We start from the raw sequence: 18,603 nt of genomic DNA on the forward strand, positions 1-18,603 counted from the left end.
GAAAAAAATGAAAATTGCAATCGGAACGAAAAATCCAACAAAAGTAAATGCAGTAAAAAAAGTATTTGGAGATACTTTTACATATGTAGAGGTAGCCGTGCAGTCCGGGGTGTCGCCACAGCCTTTTTCTGACGAAGAAACCATCCAAGGAGCGGTTAATCGCGCGCGTGCTGCTGTGAAAGAGACAGGTGCTGATATTGGTATTGGGCTTGAAGGAGGGGTGCAGGAAACGCCTCATGGCTTATTCCTTTGCAATTGGGGAAGCCTTGTTACCTCTAAGGACCTTGAACCGATTTTAGGTGGAGGGGCTCGTATTCGGCTTCCTGAAGCGGTAGCCGGTATGCTTCGTCATGATAAAAAAGAATTAGCCGAAGCTATGGAAGTGTATACAAACCAAAAGAATATCCGAAAAAAAGAAGGAGCAATCGGTATTTTCACCAATGGAAATTTAGATCGGACCGCTATGTTTTATCAGGTTGTTTTAATGCTAAAAGGACAGCTTGATTTTAGGACAAATCAAGCTGTTCAATAGGAAATTTCTTTGTAACCCTTTATAATAGAAAAGCATCAGTGTATGATAGTTGCAACAACTCATATACTATGTTTTGATGTAGAAGGATTAAATAATGTATAGGGCTTTAGCCGTTTAAATACGAAAGTAAAAGAAAAAGTGGAGGAAAGAAAAATGGAAAAAATGCAAACAATTGAACAATACAAAGAAATCATTAAAGAAGGAAAGCATATCATGATGTTTTCAGCAGACTGGTGCCCAGATTGCCGAGTAATCGAGCCTGTGCTTCCAGAAATTGAGGCGAATCATAGTGAGTATACATTTCACTATGTCGACCGCGATGACTTTATCGATCTTTGTGCAGAATTAAGCATCTTTGGAATTCCAAGCTTTGTTGGTTACAGCAACGGAGAAGAAACAGGGCGTTTTGTCAGCAAAGACCGTAAAACAAAAGAAGAAATTGAAGAGTTTATTAACGGCTTAAATGCATAAATCAAGTGAAGACTGATAGCGATTTACAGCTATCAGTCTTCATACATAAAAATGAGAAAAGGAGGCGTAAATATGGCGAAAATGAATAGTCAAAAGATGAGAAAACTACTAGAAGAGCGATTAACGGGTGCAGATTGGTCATTTTTATTTGATCGTGAAAAAGATACGCTGCGCGTTGAACATCAGGAAACGAAAAAAGGTGTAACCATTTCTTTACCTGGGCTAATTGCAAAATGGGAAGAAAAAAAGGAAGCGGCTCTAGATGAAATGGTATATTATATAAAAGAAGCTCTTCGTGTTATGAACGATGAACAGCAGGTAACGGGAAAAGAAAAGCGCATTTATCCAGTTATTCGCTCAACGTCTTTTCCAGATAAATCGAATGAAGACGTGCCGTTGATTTATGATGAACATACAGCTGAAACACGCATTTATTATGCGCTTGATTTAGGCAATACATATCGTCTATTAGATGAGAAACTAATTCGTAAGGAAAATTTAGATCTATCCGCAGTGCGGGAAATGGCTAAATTTAATCTTCGCTCTTTGCCCATTTCACATAAAAAAGATACGGTAGCAGGCAATGACTTTTATTTTGTAAATCAGAACGATGGATACGATGCAAGTCGAATTCTTAACGAGGTATTTTTGCAAGATTTTGCTTCTAGTGTTTCGGGCACAATGGCTGTAGCAGTACCTCATCAAGATGTGCTGATTCTAGCTGATATTCAAAACGAAACGGGTTATGATATTCTTGCGCAAATGACCATGAGCTTTTTTGCAAGTGGACGTGTACCCATCACAGCTCTTTCATTTTTATACGAAAACGGTGAGCTAGAACCTATTTTTATTCTAGGAAAAAATCGCAGTAAAGGACGGGACTAATTATGAATCTTTTTTATAATAAAGAAGGTATCGGCGATACATTAATCGTCAAGCTAGAAGATATCGCAATTGAAAATCGCACGTTTGAAACAAAAGGCGACGTTGTGCGTATCTTTGATCAAAAATCAAATACAACAGCTGGCTATAACATCTTTCATGCTTCTTCTAAGTTAAAAGTAGAGGGAAATGGTTCTCTTGAATTAACAGAAGAAATGGTCGAAGAAGTAAATCGTGTACTTAGCGAAAGCGGTTTTGAAGGTAAACTTGAAGTGGATTTATCTCCTAAATTTGTAGTGGGATACGTTCAAGAAAAAGAAAAGCATCCAAATGCAGATAAGCTGAACATCTGTAAAGTAGATGTTGGCACAGAAACACTTCAAATTGTGTGTGGAGCACCAAATGTAGACGCAGGTCAAAAAGTCGTGGTAGCAAAAGTAGGAGCGGTTATGCCAAGTGGCATGATCATTAAAGATGCAGAGCTGCGCGGTGTGCCTTCTTCAGGTATGATTTGCTCTGCTAAAGAGCTGGCGCTTCCGGACGCTCCTCAAGAAAAAGGAATTCTAGTACTTGAAGACAAATATGAAGTAGGTCAACCTTTTCAAGCATAAAAGCAGAGTGCGATACTGATTTATAGGGCAAAAGCATGATGTTTTTTTACACGTATATTTCAAAGCGTTACAGTTGCTGAAAAGCAATTGTCAATTCTTAAAAAGGTTTGATAAAATTAAAAGCCACTAGTATATACTAGTGGCTTTTTTCGCGTTTAATTATGAGTGCTAACTAGACGCAAAAAAATATTTTTGCAAAGAGGAATTTTACTGTATAAATAAGGGAAGCAAAATAGTAGATTTTATAGTAAGAGTTCAAGCATACGTGATAGAATGATAAATGAAAAGATAGTATATATATCCATCTCAGAGAATACTTTGAGGCCAAAGGTAAATAAAGGATGCATGGATAGCTTTTTGTAGATATCGCAGCACTGCGGTATAAGAGGCTAAACGAAGTAAGATAGTCTGATAGAAAGAGTGATAAAAATGGGTTTTGTACGAAAAGTAATGGATTATTTACTAGGATACGAAGTGAAAGAAATTGTTGTAGACGAACATGGAAATACAACGGAAGAATACCCTTTAAATAGAGAAAAAACAATTCCTAAAAAGAAGGCTCCTAACCCTAAACAAATGCAGTCAGTTCATCAAAAGCCAGTGATGAAAGCAGCGCCAAAACCTTCTGTTCCACACTCGGCCAGAACGCAAAAGCGGAGTTACACTGAAGAACAGCAAGATGTTCATACAAAAGTAGCTTATCAATATCCAAAAGGAACGTTTCGTTTTCCTTTAATTGATGATACGGGAGAAGCAAAAAAGGCAGCAGCGCCTAAAAATGAACCAAGGCCTGTAACAAAAAAGGCACCGGCTCCGTTTTATCAAGAGCCTGTTCGCAAGTCGGCGCTAACGCAGCCTAAGTCAGTATCTCAGCCGTTAAAAACGGTATCTGAAAAGAAAGAAGCGGTTCCGCAAGTAAGAAAACGTCCGTTTCGTCCGACTGAAATTCCTTCACCTGTCTATGGGTTTAATAAGCGGCCTTCTAATGTTGTACAAAACGGAAATGAGGAAGTAGTAGAATATGAGCTTCCGAGTACACAGTTATCAAAAGCGGCGTTTGAAGATGAAATTTACCGACGAGCGATGAATACAGCTGTTGTAGAGCCGTTAAGAAAACCAGTTTCTAAGCCTATAGCCGAAGAAGCACCGATTCAAGAAACAGAAGAAATGATGCAACTGTCTTCTCAGCGTTTTGCTCAGTGGAAGCAATATGAGGGAAATCAAAAAGAGAAGCTATCATTTCCTGAAGAAAAGCCAAGTTCTTCAGTAGCCGTAAAAGAACAGGAAGAGGTGCCAACTTTTGAAGAATCACACGCGGTCGAACCGTTAGTGGGACAAGAGAGCACTCTTGACTGGGATTTAGCGAAAGGTATGACAGCGCCCGAAGAAGTTCCAACTTCAGAGGAAAGGAGCCCGTCTGAACCATCAGTTTCTCTCCAACAAGAGATAGGAAATGAGACTGAAGAAGTAGAAACGTTGATGGACGGAAGCGAAGTGTTTTTACAAGCAGCAGAAGAAGTAGAAGCACTAAAGCCTAGAAAGAAAGAAGAAGCTCCAGCTGCTGAGAAAGAAAGTGACGTCATTCTAGAAGAGCCTGCAAACAGTGTTCATATGGAAGCAGAACATGAGCTGAATTCTGAAAGTTTAAATTCATCGCAACCCGCAGCTGATGAATGGCAACCAGAAGCGGCATCGGCTGTTGTTCACCAAGAGCTTGAAAATTCGGTGATAAAAGAGGAAGAAAGCAGTATGCAGGAAAGTCAAGAGTTACAAGAACAAGTACAGCAAGAGTCAGCTGTAGAACCTCTTGTACCTGCAGAACAGCCAGGAAATGCTGAACGAGGTCGCGGTAAGCGATTAGTACCTTTTAACGTGATGATGCTGAAAAAAGACCGCACAAAGATGAATAACAGCGATCGAGAAAAAAGTCAGCCGTCTCAAGGTTCATACCAAAGGCAGGAGACAGAAGCTCTGCAAAAAAAAACGGAAGTAAGTAGGCAAGAAGAAGTTCACGGTGAAAAAACCAAAGAAGCAATTCCGCAGGCTTCGTTAAAAGCTGAAGAACCTGTAAATGTAAAGGCTTCTTCTCCTTATGCATTTCCTGGAATGAACTTGCTTAACATTCCTCCAGCTGCTATTGAAGAAGATAATCAATGGGCGGATGAGCAGCGTGAGCTTTTGGATATGACATTAAAAAACTTTAACGTTCGAGCTAAGGTCGTAAACGTCACACAAGGTCCTACCGTGACCAGATTTGAAGTACATCCTGAACCCGGTGTGAAAGTGAACAAAATTACGAATTTAACAGATGATATTAAACTGAGCCTAGCCGCGCGTGATATCCGAATTGAAGCGCCAATTCCAGGGAAAAATACGATTGGAATTGAAGTGCCAAATCGTCAAAGTAAGCCGGTGTTAATTCGTGAAATTTTGAGGCATCCTTCTTTTAGAAAAGATAACTCTCCTTTAACGGTGGCTTTAGGGTTAGATATTTCAGGAACGCCGGTTGTGACTGACTTGAATAAAATGCCTCATGGTTTGATTGCCGGAGCGACAGGGTCTGGTAAAAGCGTGTGTATTAATACTATTATCGTCAGCTTGCTTTATAAAGCTGCGCCGCACGAAGTCAAGCTTATGTTAATTGACCCTAAAATGGTTGAGCTAGCTCCTTACAACGGTATTCCGCATTTAGTCAGCCCGGTTATCACGGATGCTAAAGCAGCTACTACAGCTTTAAAATGGGCAGTAGAGGAAATGGAGCGCCGTTATGAATTGTTTGCACATGCGGGCGTACGTGATATTACAAAATACAACGAACGTGTAAAAGAACATAATGAAAAAAGCGGGGAGCTCCCATATCTAGTTATTATTATTGATGAACTTGCCGACTTAATGATGGTATCTCCTGGGGAAGTAGAGGAAGCTATTTGCCGTATTGCACAAAAGGCAAGAGCATGTGGCATTCACTTATTGCTTGCAACTCAGCGTCCTTCCGTAGATGTGATTACAGGCTTAATTAAAGCGAATGTGCCAACGCGTATTGCATTTTCTGTTTCTTCGCAAGTTGATTCACGTACAATTATCGACACAGGGGGAGCAGAGAAGCTACTAGGTAAAGGTGATATGCTGCTTCTTGAAAACGGCTCTTCTAAAAGCGTTCGAATTCAAGGGAACTTTGTTTCAGATGAAGAAATTGACCGCGTTGTAGATCATGTCAAAAAGCAAATGAAGCCAACATACCTATTTGATCAAGAAGATTTGTTGAAAAAGCAGCAAAGCTTTGCTTCAAATGAAGAAGATGAGCTTTTCTATGAAGCATGCGAGTTTGTGCTAGACCAAGGCGGTGCATCTACTTCCAGTCTGCAAAGACGCTTCAGAATGGGGTACAATCGCGCTGCGCGCCTCATTGATATGATGGAACAGCAAGGCATTATTTCAGAAGCAAGAGGAAGCAAGCCGAGAGATGTGCTCATTACCGAAAACGAGCTTCAGGAAATGGAAAGTCAAACAGCCACTTCTACATTTTAAGCTGTTTTTCTACATGTAGGTTAAAAAAGAGGCTATGCAAGATCAGCAGGATACAGCATTGTGTGAGCTAACGCTCTGTCTCTGTATCCGTCGCCTCTTTTTTTCCTGCTTTAAGTTCGTTTATACAGAATTTGAGTAGAGATTTTGGAAGAAATCCATGAAGAAAAAAAGGAAAAGGTTTGTCAGAACTAGTAAAATGATTTACTATATGTAAGGATAATGTGTGTGTTGCTTTTTTAGCATGTGGTAGTTTGCTATCATTTCTCACCAGCAGAAACATATGAGCTGAAGGCGTATAAAGAGGACAAACTAAAATAATTAGAGTACGAGTGAAGAGTAATGAGAGAAGAAAATCATGAACTGATTAACTTTAATGAAATTCGTGAACAAAAGCAGCTTCAGTCTGATAATGCTATTTGCGACTTTTACAATCAATATTTCTTTTTTGTGAACCGCTATACGAATATACGAGAAAAAGTGCGGGCTTCACATTTATTTAAAGAGTTAGTAAACTTGCCTCATGAGGCGCCTCTGTCTGATTCCCATGAACAATTATTTTTTCAGTGGTTTGCATTTGAATATGTAACCATTCAGGGGAAAACCCTGCTGCAGCTTTTTTTAGCTGATCAGGCAAAGCAGAAAACAGAGTCGTTTTTGATTCAAGGAGCCTTTTTTTTGACGAGTGTACTAGAGCCAATTATTGTGTCTAAAGTACCTAATTCGTTTTTCTTAAAAGGATATACCCCATTGACAAATGAGCAGGTTATCATCAAAGATGTAAGAGGAAGATTTGCAAATTTAGAGGAACAACAAGTAATTTGGATTCGAAAAATAAAATCAATCGGATATGACGTGTTAATTGACTCTTTCTTTTTAGGACATAAACAACGCATTGAACAGTTAGTAACGCAATATAATGACAAAAAAAATGCAATGACATGGCGCTCGTTTTTAAAACAGCAGGCTATATACTATGTGATGAAGCCAAAATAAAAGGCCGTTTCGCAAGGGAAGAGAGTAGAAATGGAGTCATGGAGTTATGTTATAAGAAGTGATATAATGTACGGATGTTATCGTGAAATCAGCAATCAAACGACATTTATATACGTTTGTAAGAGCAATTCTAGATAACCGTCATATACTGTCTTACAGATAGACGAATGTTGGAGGTTCTTTATATGACAGTTTACCATTTTGTAGGTATTAAAGGAACAGGAATGAGTGCGCTTGCGCAAATCCTAAACGATATGGGCTTTCAAGTTCAAGGATCGGATATTGAAAAAGAAATTTTTACGCAAAAAGCACTAGAACAGCAGGGAATTCCTGTTTTACCATTTGATAAAAATAATATTAAAGACGGCATGACTGTAATCGCAGGAAATGCTTTTCCTGATACGCATGAAGAAATTGCAGAAGCAGCTTCAAAAGAAGGAGTCAAGCTTGTACGCTATCACCGTTTCTTAGGTGACTTTATGAAACAGTATACGAGTGTAGCCGTAACAGGAGCACACGGAAAAACATCCACAACGGGTATGTTAGCGCATGTGATTCAAGGAGCTGAACCTACTTCATATTTAATTGGAGACGGTACGGGTAAAGGTGTAAAAGACAGCAAGTATTTTGCGTTTGAGGCATGTGAGTATCGCCGCCACTTCTTATCTTATACGCCAGACTATGCAATTATGACGAATATTGATTTTGATCACCCTGATTATTTTGCCAATATCGACGATGTATTCAGCGCGTTCCAAGAGATGGCACTTCAAGTCAAAAAAGGAATTATTGCCTGTGGTGACGATGAACATCTGCAGCAAATTCAAGCGAAGGTACCTGTTCTTTATTACGGCTTAGGCGAAGAAAATGATTTCCAAGCACGTAATATCGTAAAAAGCACAACAGGCACAACATTTGATGTGTTCGTTCGTAATACATTCCACGCATCATTTGAAATTCCAGGGTATGGCGACCATAACATCTTAAATGCACTTTCTGTTATTGCACTTTGTCATTATGAAGAAATTGACGTTGCTGTGCTGCAAGAGCGTTTTAAAACATATCAAGGTGTAAAACGTCGTTTCAGTGAAAAGAACGTTGGCAAACAAGTGCTAATCGATGATTATGCACACCATCCAACGGAAATTAATGCAACGATTTCAGCTGCTCGTCAAAAGTATCCAAACCGTGAAGTTGTGGCTGTTTTCCAACCGCATACTTTTACGCGTACACAAACGTTCTTAGAGGACTTTGCAGCAAGCTTACAGCACGCTGATAAAGTATATCTATGTGATATTTTTGGATCAGCTCGTGAGCATCAAGGTAAATTATCAATTGAAGATTTACGAAGCAAAATCAGCGGAGCTGAATTAATTAATGAAGAAACAATTGAATCGTTAAAAGACCATAATGAAGCTGTATTAGTATTTATGGGTGCTGGAGACATTCAAAAGTTTGAAAAACTATATCAGCAAACCGTATCATAAAAAAAAGGCACTCAGGAGAGTGCCTTTTTTCTTTCAAAACTCATTTTAAATTTTCAGGATTTAACGCTTTTAATTCCTCAATGACAAATAACCCGTCTTTACGAATTAACACGTCATCGAAATAAATCTCACCGCCGCCGTATTCTGGGCGCTGAATCATCACCATATCCCAGTGAATATTTGACTTGTTTCCATTATACGCATCTTCGTAGCACTCGCCAGGAGTGAAGTGGAAACTTCCGTCAATTTTTTCATCAAATAAGATGTCTTGCATTGGATGTTGAATATATGGATTTACGCCAATCGCAAATTCGCCAACAAAACGTGCGCCTTCATCCGTATCAAAAATGCCGTTGATGCGTTCTGTATCATTAGCGGTTGCTTCAACAATCTTACCGTTTTTAAATGTTAAGGATACATTCTCAAACGTAAAGCCTTGATAGTTAGAAGGAGTGTTGTAAGAAATTGTTCCGTTTACAGAATCACGTACAGGAGCCGTGTATACTTCACCGTCCGGAATATTCATTTCCCCGGCACACTTCACTGCAGGAATATCTTTAATAGAGAACGTTAAGTCTGTATTCTCACCTGTTAAACGCACTTTGTCCGTACGGTTCATAAGCTCAACCAAAGCATCCATCGATTTGCTCATTTTGCCATAGTCTAAGTTACATACATCAAAATAAAAATCTTCAAATGCTTCTGTACTCATTTTAGCAAGCTGCGCCATTGAATCGTTTGGATAGCGAAGAACAACCCATTTTGTTTTTGGAACGCGAATTTCTCTATGTACTTTTTTACCGATCGTATTCCCTTGGATTTTCATTTTATCTGCCGGAACATCTGATTGTTCAAAAATGTTTGAGCCAGAACGCAAGCCAATATAAGCATTCATTTCCTTCATCACATTTGCTTCGAAGTCTGCCATCATATTGAACTGCTCTTCTCGTGCACCGTTTAAAAGAGCGCGGTCTACCGAATGATCTTTTAGCAGTACAAATGGATAACCACCCGCCTTGTACGCTTCATCTACAAGTGCTGTCACAAGTTCACGCTGAAGTCCAAAGTTTTCGATTAATACTTTTTCTCCTTTTTGAAGGCGAACAGAATAATTAATTAAATTTTTAGCTAATGTCGCAATTCTAGGGTCTTTCATAAATAGTGCCTCCTTAAAATAGCAATGATTGGTGATTCACTTTCTATTGTACCCCACTGAGCTTATTTTGTTTGTTTTTATGCTTTAAAATCCTTTTTTTCTTTAGGAAGGGAAATAACTCATATATCGCGAAATAATGTACAATCTTCCCTTTTTCTGAATAAAAGCAGAGAGAATATGGTAAAGTTAAAGAGTCTGTAGGGAATAGAAGGTTTAATTGTTTATAAAATTGGGAAAGTAGTTATAACAAGAGAGAAGAAAATAGGAGGTGCCTTGCACAGATGGTTATTATTCTTTATTTAAGCGCTGCTATTGTTGCCATTGCGATTTTTTACCTGGTGGTTTCCGTGTCCAAAACATTGAAATCCGTTCAGCACACATTAAATTCAGTGGCAGGTACTTTAGACGGTGTAGAAAAGCAAATGACAGGAATCACAGCTGAAACAACTGCACTTTTACATAAGACTAATCTGTTAGCTGAAGATATTCAGCGTAAATCCGAAGCGCTGAACACAGTGGTGGATTCTGTTAAAGGCGTAGGTGACTCAATCCAAGACCTAAATAAGTCTATTAAAAGCGTATCATCAAGCGTTTCAGAGAAAGTAGAAGAAAATAAAGAAACTGTTGCTCAAGTTGTTCAATGGAGCAATGTTGCATTAGACGTATGGGAACGTATAAAATTAAGAAAACAGAAAAAAGTTGAAGCAGAGCCTGTACCTGTTGAAGTAAAAGAAAAAGCGGTTCAACGCTCACGCTCATTTTCATAAGGATGAACTTTAAAGGAGGAGACGCATATGTCAAACAAACCAAATAAACCAAACAACACTTCAAATAAAGGCTTTTTAGTAGGAACAGTGATTGGAGGAGTTGTAGGAGCTGCAACGGCATTACTACTTGCTCCAAAATCAGGTAAAGAGTTCCGTTCTGATTTAAATGAGCAGGCAGCTTACGTTCGTTTAAAAACAGAGCAAGCGAAAAACAGCGCTGTTGAAAAAGGACAAGGGTTTGCTCAAACGGCTAAAGAAAAATCGGCTGGTTTATCACAAACACTGTCTGAGCAATCTTCACAAGTAGTGGACAAGGTGAAAAACTTCCGTAAAGTAGATCCTGAACACGAAGCATTACCGCCAACAAGCTTAGAAGTGCTTGCTGATGAAGTTGAGTCTCAAAGCAACGAAGACGTTCAGCAAAAGCTAACAGAAGCTCAAAAAGCACTAGATGAAGTGGAAAGCACAGTGCCACGACCATAATAAAGAATCAAAAGCGTTTACCCTATAGGGTGAACGCTTTTTTTGTATGTAATTTAGGTTGGATAACAACAAGTAAATAATCGTTTCATTGCAGAAAAAAACTCCACCTTATAAATGAATTTATGAGCATCATACATAAAGCTGAGCACTCTTTTTGTATGGAAACGCTCAAACCATGTAAACTTAAGAGTAAGTACAGAAAGGGTGAAAAAAATGAAAAAAATTTCAACAGTTGAAGAGTTCGAACAAGTTGTAAAGGAAAACAATCGCTTTTTATTTTTAAAACACAGTACAACGTGTCCAATTAGTGCAGCTGGTCATGAGGCATTTTCAGCATTTGCTTCTAGTCATGAAGACATTCCTTCTTATTATCTTCATGTTCAAGATTCACGTGATGTATCTAACTATATCGCTGAGACGTATGAAGTGAAGCATGAATCACCTCAAGCGCTTCTGTTTGAAGATGGAAAAGTGAAGTGGCATGCTTCTCACTGGAACATTAACGAAGACGAATTAGCGAAAAACGTAGCTCACTAATCGAAAAAGTATTTTAGTAAAAGAAAAATCCGAACATTAATCGTTCGGATTTTTTCATTGGAAGGGTGAACGTAGGTTTACTGTATGATAAGCAATCCATAATAGAGTGTTTATCCCATTTTTTCGCCTTTAGGTTGGAGCGATTTAGCTATGCCTCAACCTCTTTTTTTTATAAGCTGATTGCGGTTTCATCCGCTTTTTCGTACAATAGATGTAGTTTAGCACATAAAAGCAGAGAAGCCCCTTACATATATCCTCCATCATCTATCATCTTATGTAGTAACCCTGCTAAACGGATTTTTTAAAATCAGTGAAAGGGTGGACGTACATGACGAATTCAAATCTTCAGCATTTGCGATCTCAAATTGACGAAGTAAATATGAAACTGTTAAAGCTTATTAATGAGCGAGGCGAGCTCGTTCAAGAAATAGGAAAGTTAAAAGGCATGCAGTCAACCAAACGGTTTGATCCCGTTCGTGAACGAGCAATGCTTGATGCGATTTTAAGCAAGAATGAAGGACCGTTTCAAACTTCTACGCTTCAACATATTTTCAAAGAGATTTTCAAAGCTCATTTAGAGCTTCAAGAAGACGATCATCGTAAAGCACTTCTTGTATCCCGTAAAAAGAAGCCGGAAAATACAATTGTTACGGTAAAAGGAGAAACAATTGGTGACGGACTTCAGCGTTTTGTAGCAGGACCTTGTTCCGTTGAAAGCTATGAGCAAGTAGCAGCCGTAGCAAAAGCCGTGAAGCAGCAGGGCGTGCGGATGCTTAGAGGCGGAGCCTACAAGCCAAGAACATCTCCTTATGATTTTCAAGGCCTTGGCTTAGAAGGATTGCAAATTTTAAAAAGAGTAGCTGACGAATACGATTTAGCCGTTATTAGTGAAATTGTCGATCCCGCTGATATTGAAACAGCTGTAGAATACGTAGATGTGATTCAAATTGGCGCTCGTAATATGCAAAATTTTGAGCTGTTAAAAGAAGCGGGTGCGGTGAAGAAGCCTGTCTTATTAAAGCGAGGCTTAGCCGCTACGATTGATGAGTTTATTAATGCTGCTGAATACATTGTTTCAAAAGGAAATGATCAGCTGATTTTGTGTGAACGAGGAATTCGTACGTATGAGCGAGCAACGCGAAATACGCTGGATATTTCAGCTGTTCCCATTTTAAAACAAGAAACTCATTTACCTGTTTTAGTCGACGTCACCCATTCAACGGGAAGACGAGATTTACTTGTTCCAACGGCTAAAGCAGCTCTTGCCATCGGTGCAGATGGAATTATGGCAGAAGTTCATCCAGATCCTGCGGTAGCACTTTCTGATTCAGCTCAGCAAATGGATATCCCGCAATTTACAGAATTTATGAAGCAGCTAAAACCTATATGTAACTTAAATTTATAAAAAAACATAAAAATGAAAAATTCGTATACTTTTATGACAAGTTTGAGGCACTTAATGGTTTCAAGCTTGTTTGCCTTTCGTTATAATAAAGATAAGCGAAATTGTCACGTATTTTGAAAACAGTCGATAACTTTTGTCAAAATAGGAAAGAATAAGTGCAAATCCAAAAAACAAGAATTTATGAAATTCTCGTGAAACTTGTCGGAAAAAGGCGGTAAATACGTTGCGATGAAGCACATAGTATCGTATAGTAGTTACAGATATTCGCTATCATTCTGTGATTGCATATGATATAAATTCGCGATTCACTTTTTTTATTTACTTAATATACACCGTCTTTTACATTGTTACATATAAACTGGTAAAATTGTCTTTGCCACGTAATAATAAGGGCATAACAGGAATGATTTAGATGCATACAGGGTATCTAAGCTGTATGTAAGAGTGAAGGAGCTAGAAATAGCCATTCTATAAAGGAAGATGGATTTATATACGTAAATACAAGAAATGAAATAAGGATAAAATAAACGAAATGTTTTTCGATAAGGAGTGTTTGTTGTGAACGTAACAATTTATGATGTAGCAAGGGAAGCAAGCGTGTCGATGGCAACGGTTTCTCGTGTGGTAAACGGAAATCCAAATGTAAAACCATCAACTAGAAAAAAAGTATTAGAAACAATTGAAAGACTAGGCTATCGTCCGAACGCAGTAGCGCGTGGATTAGCAAGTAAAAAAACAACGACAGTAGGAGTTATCATTCCTGATATTTCAAATATTTTCTATGCAGAATTAGCGCGTGGAATCGAAGATATTGCAACAATGTACAAATATAATATCATCTTAAGTAACTCCGATCAAAATCAAGATAAAGAACTTCACCTTTTAAATAACATGCTTGGTAAACAAGTAGACGGAATCATCTTCATGAGTGGGAATGTAACGGAAGAACACGTAGAAGAGCTAAAAAAATCACCGGTTCCAGTTGTACTTGCAGCATCAATCGAATCAACTAACCAAATCCCATCTGTAACTATTGATTATGAACAAGCAGCTTTTGATGCAGTGCAATCACTAATTGACAGCGGTCATAAAAATATTGCATTCGTTTCAGGTACGTTAGAAGAACCAATCAATCATGCGAAAAAAGTAAAAGGGTACAAGCGTGCTCTTACTGAAAGCGGATTGCCTGTACGTGATTCTTATATTGTAGAAGGAGACTACACGTACGATTCAGGTATTGAAGCGGTTGAAAAACTATTAGAAGAAGCTGAAAAGCCAACTGCTATTTTCGTTGGAACGGATGAAATGGCATTAGGCGTTATTCACGGGGCACAAGATCGCGGGTTGAATGTACCAAACGATCTAGAAGTTATCGGTTTTGATAACACAAGACTTTCAACAATGGTTCGTCCTCAGTTAACATCTGTTGTACAGCCAATGTATGATATTGGTGCAGTAGCGATGCGTCTCTTAACAAAATACATGAACAAAGAAACGGTAGACAGCAGCATTGTACAGCTTCCTCACCGCATCGAGTTCAGACAGTCAACAAAATAATACCTGTGAATGAATAAGAACGAATCCAAAGTTCAGACACGGGGAGATAGAATATGAAAAAAATTGATATGCTCACACCTATAGGGATACTAATTGGTATCTCTATGGTTGTGTTTGGGGTTATTTCAAGTGGGGGAATGAGCGGTTTTTTAGCTTTTATTGATGTACCATCGATTTTAATTGTACTGGGAGGCGTTTTTGGTACGCTGTGCGTGAGCTTTCCTTTAAAACAATTAAAAAATATGGGAAGAGTAGGGAAACAAGCGTTTCAATCTAAAGAAATAAACGTAGAAGAAATTGTAGGAACATTTGTACATTTATCGGAGAAAGCGCGTCGAGAAGGACTTCTATCGTTAGAAGCAGAGCTTGAACAAATCGATGATTCATTTGTGAAAAAAGGTATTTTGCTAGCCATTGATGGAGTAGAACCGGAAATGATTCGAGAGTTGCTTGAAGCTGAAATAGCTGCAGTGGAAGAAAGACATGCGAGAGGTCGAAGTATGTTTGAAAAAGCAGGCGATTATGCCCCCGCTTGGGGAATGATTGGGACGCTCGTTGGGCTAGTGCTAATGCTTAAAAGCCTTAATACCCCTTCATCGCTTGGGCCTAACATGGCAATTGCTCTTTTAACGACTTTCTACGGGGCGCTGCTTTCAAACTTGTTTTTTCAGCCAATCGCAGCTAAATTAGCTGGTAAAACGGAGCATGAGCTTTTTGTTAAAGAAGTGATTATTGAAGGTGTCATCGGCTTGCAGGCGGGTCAAAATTCTCGCTTTGTGCAAGCAAAGCTAAAAGTATTTGCCCCTGTTGAAAAACGAAAGCTGGAAGAAAAGAGAGAACACGTTCGTGAAGCGTAGAAGAAAAAGGTATTCGGCACAGTCGCCAAAATGGATGGTAACATTTGCTGATTTGGTGACGTTAATATTAGTTTTTTTTATTTTACTATTTTCAATGTCTAGCGTGGATAATCAAAAGTTTCAGACCGTTGTCAATTCGCTTACAAGCGGTGGCTCATTAGCTTCTGTAGAAAAGAGCCAGCAGTCTCAAAAGCTGGATAACATTTTAGCGAAAGTGCAGGATTACCTGAAGGGAAATAAGCTTCAGAATGTCATTACTGCTAAGCGAGATGAACGCGGAGTTGTGCTTATTTTACAAGAACAGGTGTTGTTTGAAACAGGACAAGCGGACATTTTGAAAAAAGGCACCCCTTTTCTGGATGAATTAGGAAGGTTATTCAGTACTATTCCAAATGATATTAAAGTAGAAGGTCATACCGACAATCGACCCATTCACACCTATCGTTATCCATCTAATTGGGAACTATCGGCAGCGCGTGCTAGCGGCGTCATACGTTATTTAACGAACCATTTTTCTCTTTCTGCTAACCGCTTTGAAGCACTTGGATACGGAGATACAAAGCCGCTTGTTCCGAACACGTCTAATGACAATCTACAAAAAAATAGACGCGTCGAAATTATTATTTCAGATCCCGAAGCACAGTGAAAAAGGCCATACGCTTGTATAGCCTTTTTTTAAGAATGAGATGTATGAGAACGAATAGGATAAAGAGCGCGCTTAAGAGTTTGAGCGTTTTTTTCTGTTATTTCTGGTTTTCTTGGAATTGGCTGATAGATATTAGGTTCATCATCCCACTGCGTGCAAACGGGGTTAGGCGATACTTTTGTCCATTTTTCAAGCCATGACAGAGGAAGCATGCCTTCTGCCTTTCGTTCAATCATTTCAAGCCAAATGAATGACCAAGCCCGAGGAACAACCCGCCAAATATCATAACCTCCTCCGCCAACCGCAATCCATCTTCCCTGACAGTATTCATGAGCAATTTCATGAGCAATTTTAGGAATCTCACGGTATATTTTCGTGGTGCCGCATAAATGAGTGAGCGGATCGTAATAATGAGAATCGGCTCCATTTTGTGTCAAGATAACATCTGGTTTAAAAAAAGCAGCTACTTCTTTTAAAGAGGTCTTATAAACGTCGAGCCAAGACTCATCTTCCGTATAAGCATCAACAGGCACATTAAATGAATAACCATAGCCTTCACTGTGCCCGCGTTCGTTAACGTTTCCCGTGCCTGGAAACAAGTAGCGTCCCGTTTCATGAATGGAAAGAGTACAAACGGAAGGGTCGTCATAAAATGTCCATTGCACGCCGTCACCGTGGTGAGCATCTGTATCGACATAGAGAACACGCGCGTTGTACTTTTGCTGCATATATTTGATGGCTACCGCGCTATCGTTATAAATACAGAAGCCGGAAGCTTTTCCTCGAAAGCCGTGGTGCAATCCTCCTCCTAAATTTAGAGCATGCTGAGCTTTTCCAGTCATCACATAATCTACAGCAGTAAGTGTACCACCAACTAAAAATGCACTGGCTTCATGCATGTTGGGAAACATAGGTGTATCTTCTGTTCCAAGACCAAAATCTGCTGCTTTTTCAACAGAAAGCTCGCCGCTTCCTGCTAATTTTACCGCTTGAATATAGCTAGTATCATGGACAAGCTGAAGTTCTTCATCAGATGCCATCCGCGGTAATACAATATCTTGATTGCCTAAAGCGCCAAATTCCCGTAACAGTTCATATGTTAGTTGAACACGAAGCTGGTTAAACGGATGATTATTGCTGAATTTGTACGAAAGAATATCATCTGAATAAATAAATACAGCGTTACTAGTCATTACGTCATCTCCGGTAATTTAGGCCACAACACCTCATAGCCGTTTTCTTTTAATGTATTTATACTAATCAATGGATTAATAGCTTGAATGCGAAGCACAAGTATTTTATATCGTTCATCTACGTCAGGGTAGACAAGTACGCTTAAGATGTTTGTTCTCGTTGAACCAAAGAGGGATGTAACTTCAGCGAGCACGCCAGCCTTATTTTCTACTTTTATTTCAATTTGTGAACCTGGCTTATTGGTGCCGGTAAGCTGAATAAACGTATGTAATAGATCTCTTTCGGTAACAACGCCTACTAACCGCTTGTTTTTTGTGACGGGAATACAACCGATTTGATGTTCATAAAAAATACTTGCAATTTCTTCAACAAAATCAAGAGGGTGAGCTGTAATGACTTCTGTTTGCATAATCATCCGCACGGGTTCGGATAGAAGAGCAGATGTATAAGTATTATCTAAAATAGATGGACTTGCATCTCTTACGTCACGATCAGAAATGATGCCAACTACGTGATGAAGGTCATTAATGATAGGAATATGTCTAATCTTATGTGTATCTAAAAGTTTCATAGCTTCAGCAATCGTATGGTCGGGGGTTAAGGTAACGAGATCAGTTTTCATCATCTCTTCAACAATCATCAGACACAGCTCCTTTTCTTAAAGGTCAGCTTAATACATAAAGCGATTTCGAAAGCGCAGGCTATCAAATTCTTGTATGCTTTCTTGAGGTACTCTGCTCCCGATTCTTACCATCAAACAATTAGCAGGGTGGGAGCTAATCTCCGGATCATCTGTGGCAAACCACGTCAGTCCGCCTTTATTCATCATTTTCTCCATAATTTTGCGGTAATCCCACACATTTAGCCCTGTTCCTTTTAAATCCCAATGCCAGTAGTATTCTGTCGTAATGACAATATAATCTTCCATTGCATCATCCATCATAGATACGATAAGCAAGTTTTTACCAACAGCGTAGCTGCGAAATGGAGCGGCTACCTCTATAGCTCCTAATTCGATTAAATTCTCCATATTTCCTTCCGACCATCGTTCTAGAGGATCCGGATATAAAAAGGTTACATAACCAATGATTGTATGATGATGGCGAGCAATAATGATTCTACCTTCAGGCAAGTTGGCAATCTCGATCAATGCTTCTTTTTGCTGTTCAGGTGGACGAAAGGCTGTTAGTTGCTCATGAAAATCAAGTTGTTGCAAGGTCTGGGAGGAAACAGGTCCTTCAATAACAATTGCTCCAACAGCGGTTTTTAGTTCTTTCATATTGTATGTTTGGGAATGTTTCACATGAATCACCACCTTCAAGCAGTCTTATCTGTATTATAATACAAAAAAAACTTTATATTAAAGCGTTTTCAAAAAATTAAATAAAAGAAAAGGAGTTTTTTAGAATACATAGAATAAAAAATTAAAAGAGATTCTTGTTCATTCGACACTTCTATAACAGAGGTTGTCATATAACAAGGGAGACTATTATCCCA

Annotated in this window: 18 protein-coding genes; 14 read left to right on the plus strand and 4 right to left on the minus strand. The window is 38.9% G+C overall.

Going from position 1 to position 18,603, the window contains the following annotated elements:
* Window positions 1-7: 7 nt before the first annotated feature.
* The 7 genes from AC1DEF_RS00370 to murC all read left to right on the plus strand — a co-directional run bounded on the left by AC1DEF_RS00370 (window position 8) and on the right by murC (window position 8,504).
* Window positions 8-532 carry a DUF84 family protein gene (locus tag AC1DEF_RS00370; RefSeq protein WP_016765749.1) on the plus strand — a complete coding sequence of 175 codons (525 nt, stop codon included), beginning with the start codon at window positions 8-10 and terminating at the stop codon, window positions 530-532.
* A 153-nt stretch (window positions 533-685) separates the two neighbouring features.
* Window positions 686-1,003, plus strand: a complete 318-nt coding sequence (locus tag AC1DEF_RS00375) for a thioredoxin family protein (protein ID WP_013059504.1) — start codon at window positions 686-688, stop codon at window positions 1,001-1,003.
* A gap of 72 nt (window positions 1,004-1,075) precedes the next feature.
* A complete protein-coding gene (locus tag AC1DEF_RS00380; RefSeq protein WP_097824691.1) occupies window positions 1,076-1,888 on the plus strand; it encodes a DUF1444 domain-containing protein in 813 nt (270 codons plus the stop codon).
* A 2-nt stretch (window positions 1,889-1,890) separates the two neighbouring features.
* Complete coding sequence (gene ytpR, locus AC1DEF_RS00385) at window positions 1,891-2,496, plus strand: YtpR family tRNA-binding protein (protein ID WP_097824690.1); 606 nt, start codon at window positions 1,891-1,893, stop codon at window positions 2,494-2,496.
* A 429-nt stretch (window positions 2,497-2,925) separates the two neighbouring features.
* Complete coding sequence (locus AC1DEF_RS00390; RefSeq protein ID WP_097824689.1) at window positions 2,926-6,024, plus strand: DNA translocase FtsK; 3,099 nt, start codon at window positions 2,926-2,928, stop codon at window positions 6,022-6,024.
* 339 nt (window positions 6,025-6,363) lie between these two features.
* On the plus strand, window positions 6,364-7,017 hold the full coding sequence (locus AC1DEF_RS00395; protein ID WP_043975948.1) for a hypothetical protein: 654 nt from the start codon (window positions 6,364-6,366) through the stop codon (window positions 7,015-7,017).
* A 185-nt stretch (window positions 7,018-7,202) separates the two neighbouring features.
* Window positions 7,203-8,504 (plus strand): UDP-N-acetylmuramate--L-alanine ligase, encoded by a 1,302-nt coding sequence (gene murC, locus AC1DEF_RS00400; RefSeq protein ID WP_013059499.1) that lies wholly within the window; start codon window positions 7,203-7,205, stop codon window positions 8,502-8,504.
* A gap of 40 nt (window positions 8,505-8,544) precedes the next feature.
* Here murC and AC1DEF_RS00405 read toward each other — a convergent pair whose 3' ends face one another.
* Complete coding sequence (locus AC1DEF_RS00405; RefSeq protein ID WP_097824688.1) at window positions 8,545-9,660, minus strand: aminopeptidase; 1,116 nt, start codon at window positions 9,658-9,660, stop codon at window positions 8,545-8,547.
* 281 nt (window positions 9,661-9,941) lie between these two features.
* Here AC1DEF_RS00405 and AC1DEF_RS00410 point away from each other — a divergent pair, with 281 nt between their 5' ends.
* From AC1DEF_RS00410 to motS, 7 genes are all read left to right on the plus strand, one after another.
* Complete coding sequence (locus AC1DEF_RS00410) at window positions 9,942-10,427, plus strand: DUF948 domain-containing protein (protein WP_013085231.1); 486 nt, start codon at window positions 9,942-9,944, stop codon at window positions 10,425-10,427.
* Between the two features lie 27 nt (window positions 10,428-10,454).
* Window positions 10,455-10,910 carry a YtxH domain-containing protein gene (locus AC1DEF_RS00415; RefSeq protein WP_097824687.1) on the plus strand — a complete coding sequence of 152 codons (456 nt, stop codon included), beginning with the start codon at window positions 10,455-10,457 and terminating at the stop codon, window positions 10,908-10,910.
* Window positions 10,911-11,123: 213 nt separating this feature from the next.
* Window positions 11,124-11,447 (plus strand): bacillithiol system redox-active protein YtxJ, encoded by a 324-nt coding sequence (ytxJ, locus tag AC1DEF_RS00420; protein ID WP_013059495.1) that lies wholly within the window; start codon window positions 11,124-11,126, stop codon window positions 11,445-11,447.
* 328 nt (window positions 11,448-11,775) lie between these two features.
* Entirely contained in the window at window positions 11,776-12,852 is a 1,077-nt protein-coding gene (locus AC1DEF_RS00425; protein ID WP_043975954.1) for a bifunctional 3-deoxy-7-phosphoheptulonate synthase/chorismate mutase, read from the plus strand.
* Window positions 12,853-13,410: 558 nt separating this feature from the next.
* Complete coding sequence (gene ccpA / locus AC1DEF_RS00430) at window positions 13,411-14,409, plus strand: catabolite control protein A (RefSeq protein ID WP_025750682.1); 999 nt, start codon at window positions 13,411-13,413, stop codon at window positions 14,407-14,409.
* Window positions 14,410-14,462: 53 nt separating this feature from the next.
* Window positions 14,463-15,266, plus strand: a complete 804-nt coding sequence (gene motP, locus AC1DEF_RS00435; protein ID WP_014458004.1) for a flagellar motor protein MotP — start codon at window positions 14,463-14,465, stop codon at window positions 15,264-15,266.
* Window positions 15,256-15,912, plus strand: a complete 657-nt coding sequence (gene motS / locus AC1DEF_RS00440; RefSeq protein ID WP_080781548.1) for a flagellar motor protein MotS — start codon at window positions 15,256-15,258, stop codon at window positions 15,910-15,912. The genes motP and motS overlap by 11 nt, the downstream gene beginning before the upstream one ends.
* 29 nt (window positions 15,913-15,941) lie before the next feature.
* Here motS and AC1DEF_RS00445 read toward each other — a convergent pair whose 3' ends face one another.
* From AC1DEF_RS00445 to AC1DEF_RS00455, 3 genes are read right to left on the minus strand one after another with little or no spacing between them, the layout of a single operon-like run.
* Entirely contained in the window at window positions 15,942-17,105 is a 1,164-nt protein-coding gene (locus AC1DEF_RS00445; protein WP_097824686.1) for an acetoin utilization protein AcuC, read from the minus strand.
* Window positions 17,105-17,746 (minus strand): acetoin utilization AcuB family protein, encoded by a 642-nt coding sequence (locus AC1DEF_RS00450; RefSeq protein ID WP_043975958.1) that lies wholly within the window; start codon window positions 17,744-17,746, stop codon window positions 17,105-17,107. The genes AC1DEF_RS00445 and AC1DEF_RS00450 overlap by 1 nt, the downstream gene beginning before the upstream one ends.
* A gap of 30 nt (window positions 17,747-17,776) precedes the next feature.
* Complete coding sequence (locus AC1DEF_RS00455; protein ID WP_028411810.1) at window positions 17,777-18,409, minus strand: hypothetical protein; 633 nt, start codon at window positions 18,407-18,409, stop codon at window positions 17,777-17,779.
* Window positions 18,410-18,603 lie beyond the last annotated feature (194 nt).

Source organism: Priestia sp. 10L35 (assembly GCF_056395685.1).

What these genes read in the sequence shown, in the direction of transcription:
- AC1DEF_RS00380 (WP_097824691.1), top strand. Translation starts at nt 1,076, where the DNA reads ATGGCGAAAATGAATAGTCAAAAGATGAGAAAACTACTAGAAGAGCGA.
- AC1DEF_RS00395 (WP_043975948.1), top strand. Translation starts at nt 6,364, where the DNA reads ATGAGAGAAGAAAATCATGAACTGATTAACTTTAATGAAATTCGTGAA.
- AC1DEF_RS00445 (WP_097824686.1), bottom strand. Translation starts at nt 17,105, where the DNA reads ATGACTAGTAACGCTGTATTTATTTATTCAGATGATATTCTTTCGTAC.
- AC1DEF_RS00450 (WP_043975958.1), bottom strand. Translation starts at nt 17,746, where the DNA reads ATGATTGTTGAAGAGATGATGAAAACTGATCTCGTTACCTTAACCCCC.
- AC1DEF_RS00375 (WP_013059504.1), top strand. Translation starts at nt 686, where the DNA reads ATGGAAAAAATGCAAACAATTGAACAATACAAAGAAATCATTAAAGAA.
- AC1DEF_RS00390 (WP_097824689.1), top strand. Translation starts at nt 2,926, where the DNA reads ATGGGTTTTGTACGAAAAGTAATGGATTATTTACTAGGATACGAAGTG.
- AC1DEF_RS00405 (WP_097824688.1), bottom strand. Translation starts at nt 9,660, where the DNA reads ATGAAAGACCCTAGAATTGCGACATTAGCTAAAAATTTAATTAATTAT.
- AC1DEF_RS00410 (WP_013085231.1), top strand. Translation starts at nt 9,942, where the DNA reads ATGGTTATTATTCTTTATTTAAGCGCTGCTATTGTTGCCATTGCGATT.
- AC1DEF_RS00415 (WP_097824687.1), top strand. Translation starts at nt 10,455, where the DNA reads ATGTCAAACAAACCAAATAAACCAAACAACACTTCAAATAAAGGCTTT.
- murC (WP_013059499.1), top strand. Translation starts at nt 7,203, where the DNA reads ATGACAGTTTACCATTTTGTAGGTATTAAAGGAACAGGAATGAGTGCG.
- ytpR (WP_097824690.1), top strand. Translation starts at nt 1,891, where the DNA reads ATGAATCTTTTTTATAATAAAGAAGGTATCGGCGATACATTAATCGTC.
- AC1DEF_RS00370 (WP_016765749.1), top strand. Translation starts at nt 8, where the DNA reads ATGAAAATTGCAATCGGAACGAAAAATCCAACAAAAGTAAATGCAGTA.
- motP (WP_014458004.1), top strand. Translation starts at nt 14,463, where the DNA reads ATGAAAAAAATTGATATGCTCACACCTATAGGGATACTAATTGGTATC.
- AC1DEF_RS00425 (WP_043975954.1), top strand. Translation starts at nt 11,776, where the DNA reads ATGACGAATTCAAATCTTCAGCATTTGCGATCTCAAATTGACGAAGTA.
- ytxJ (WP_013059495.1), top strand. Translation starts at nt 11,124, where the DNA reads ATGAAAAAAATTTCAACAGTTGAAGAGTTCGAACAAGTTGTAAAGGAA.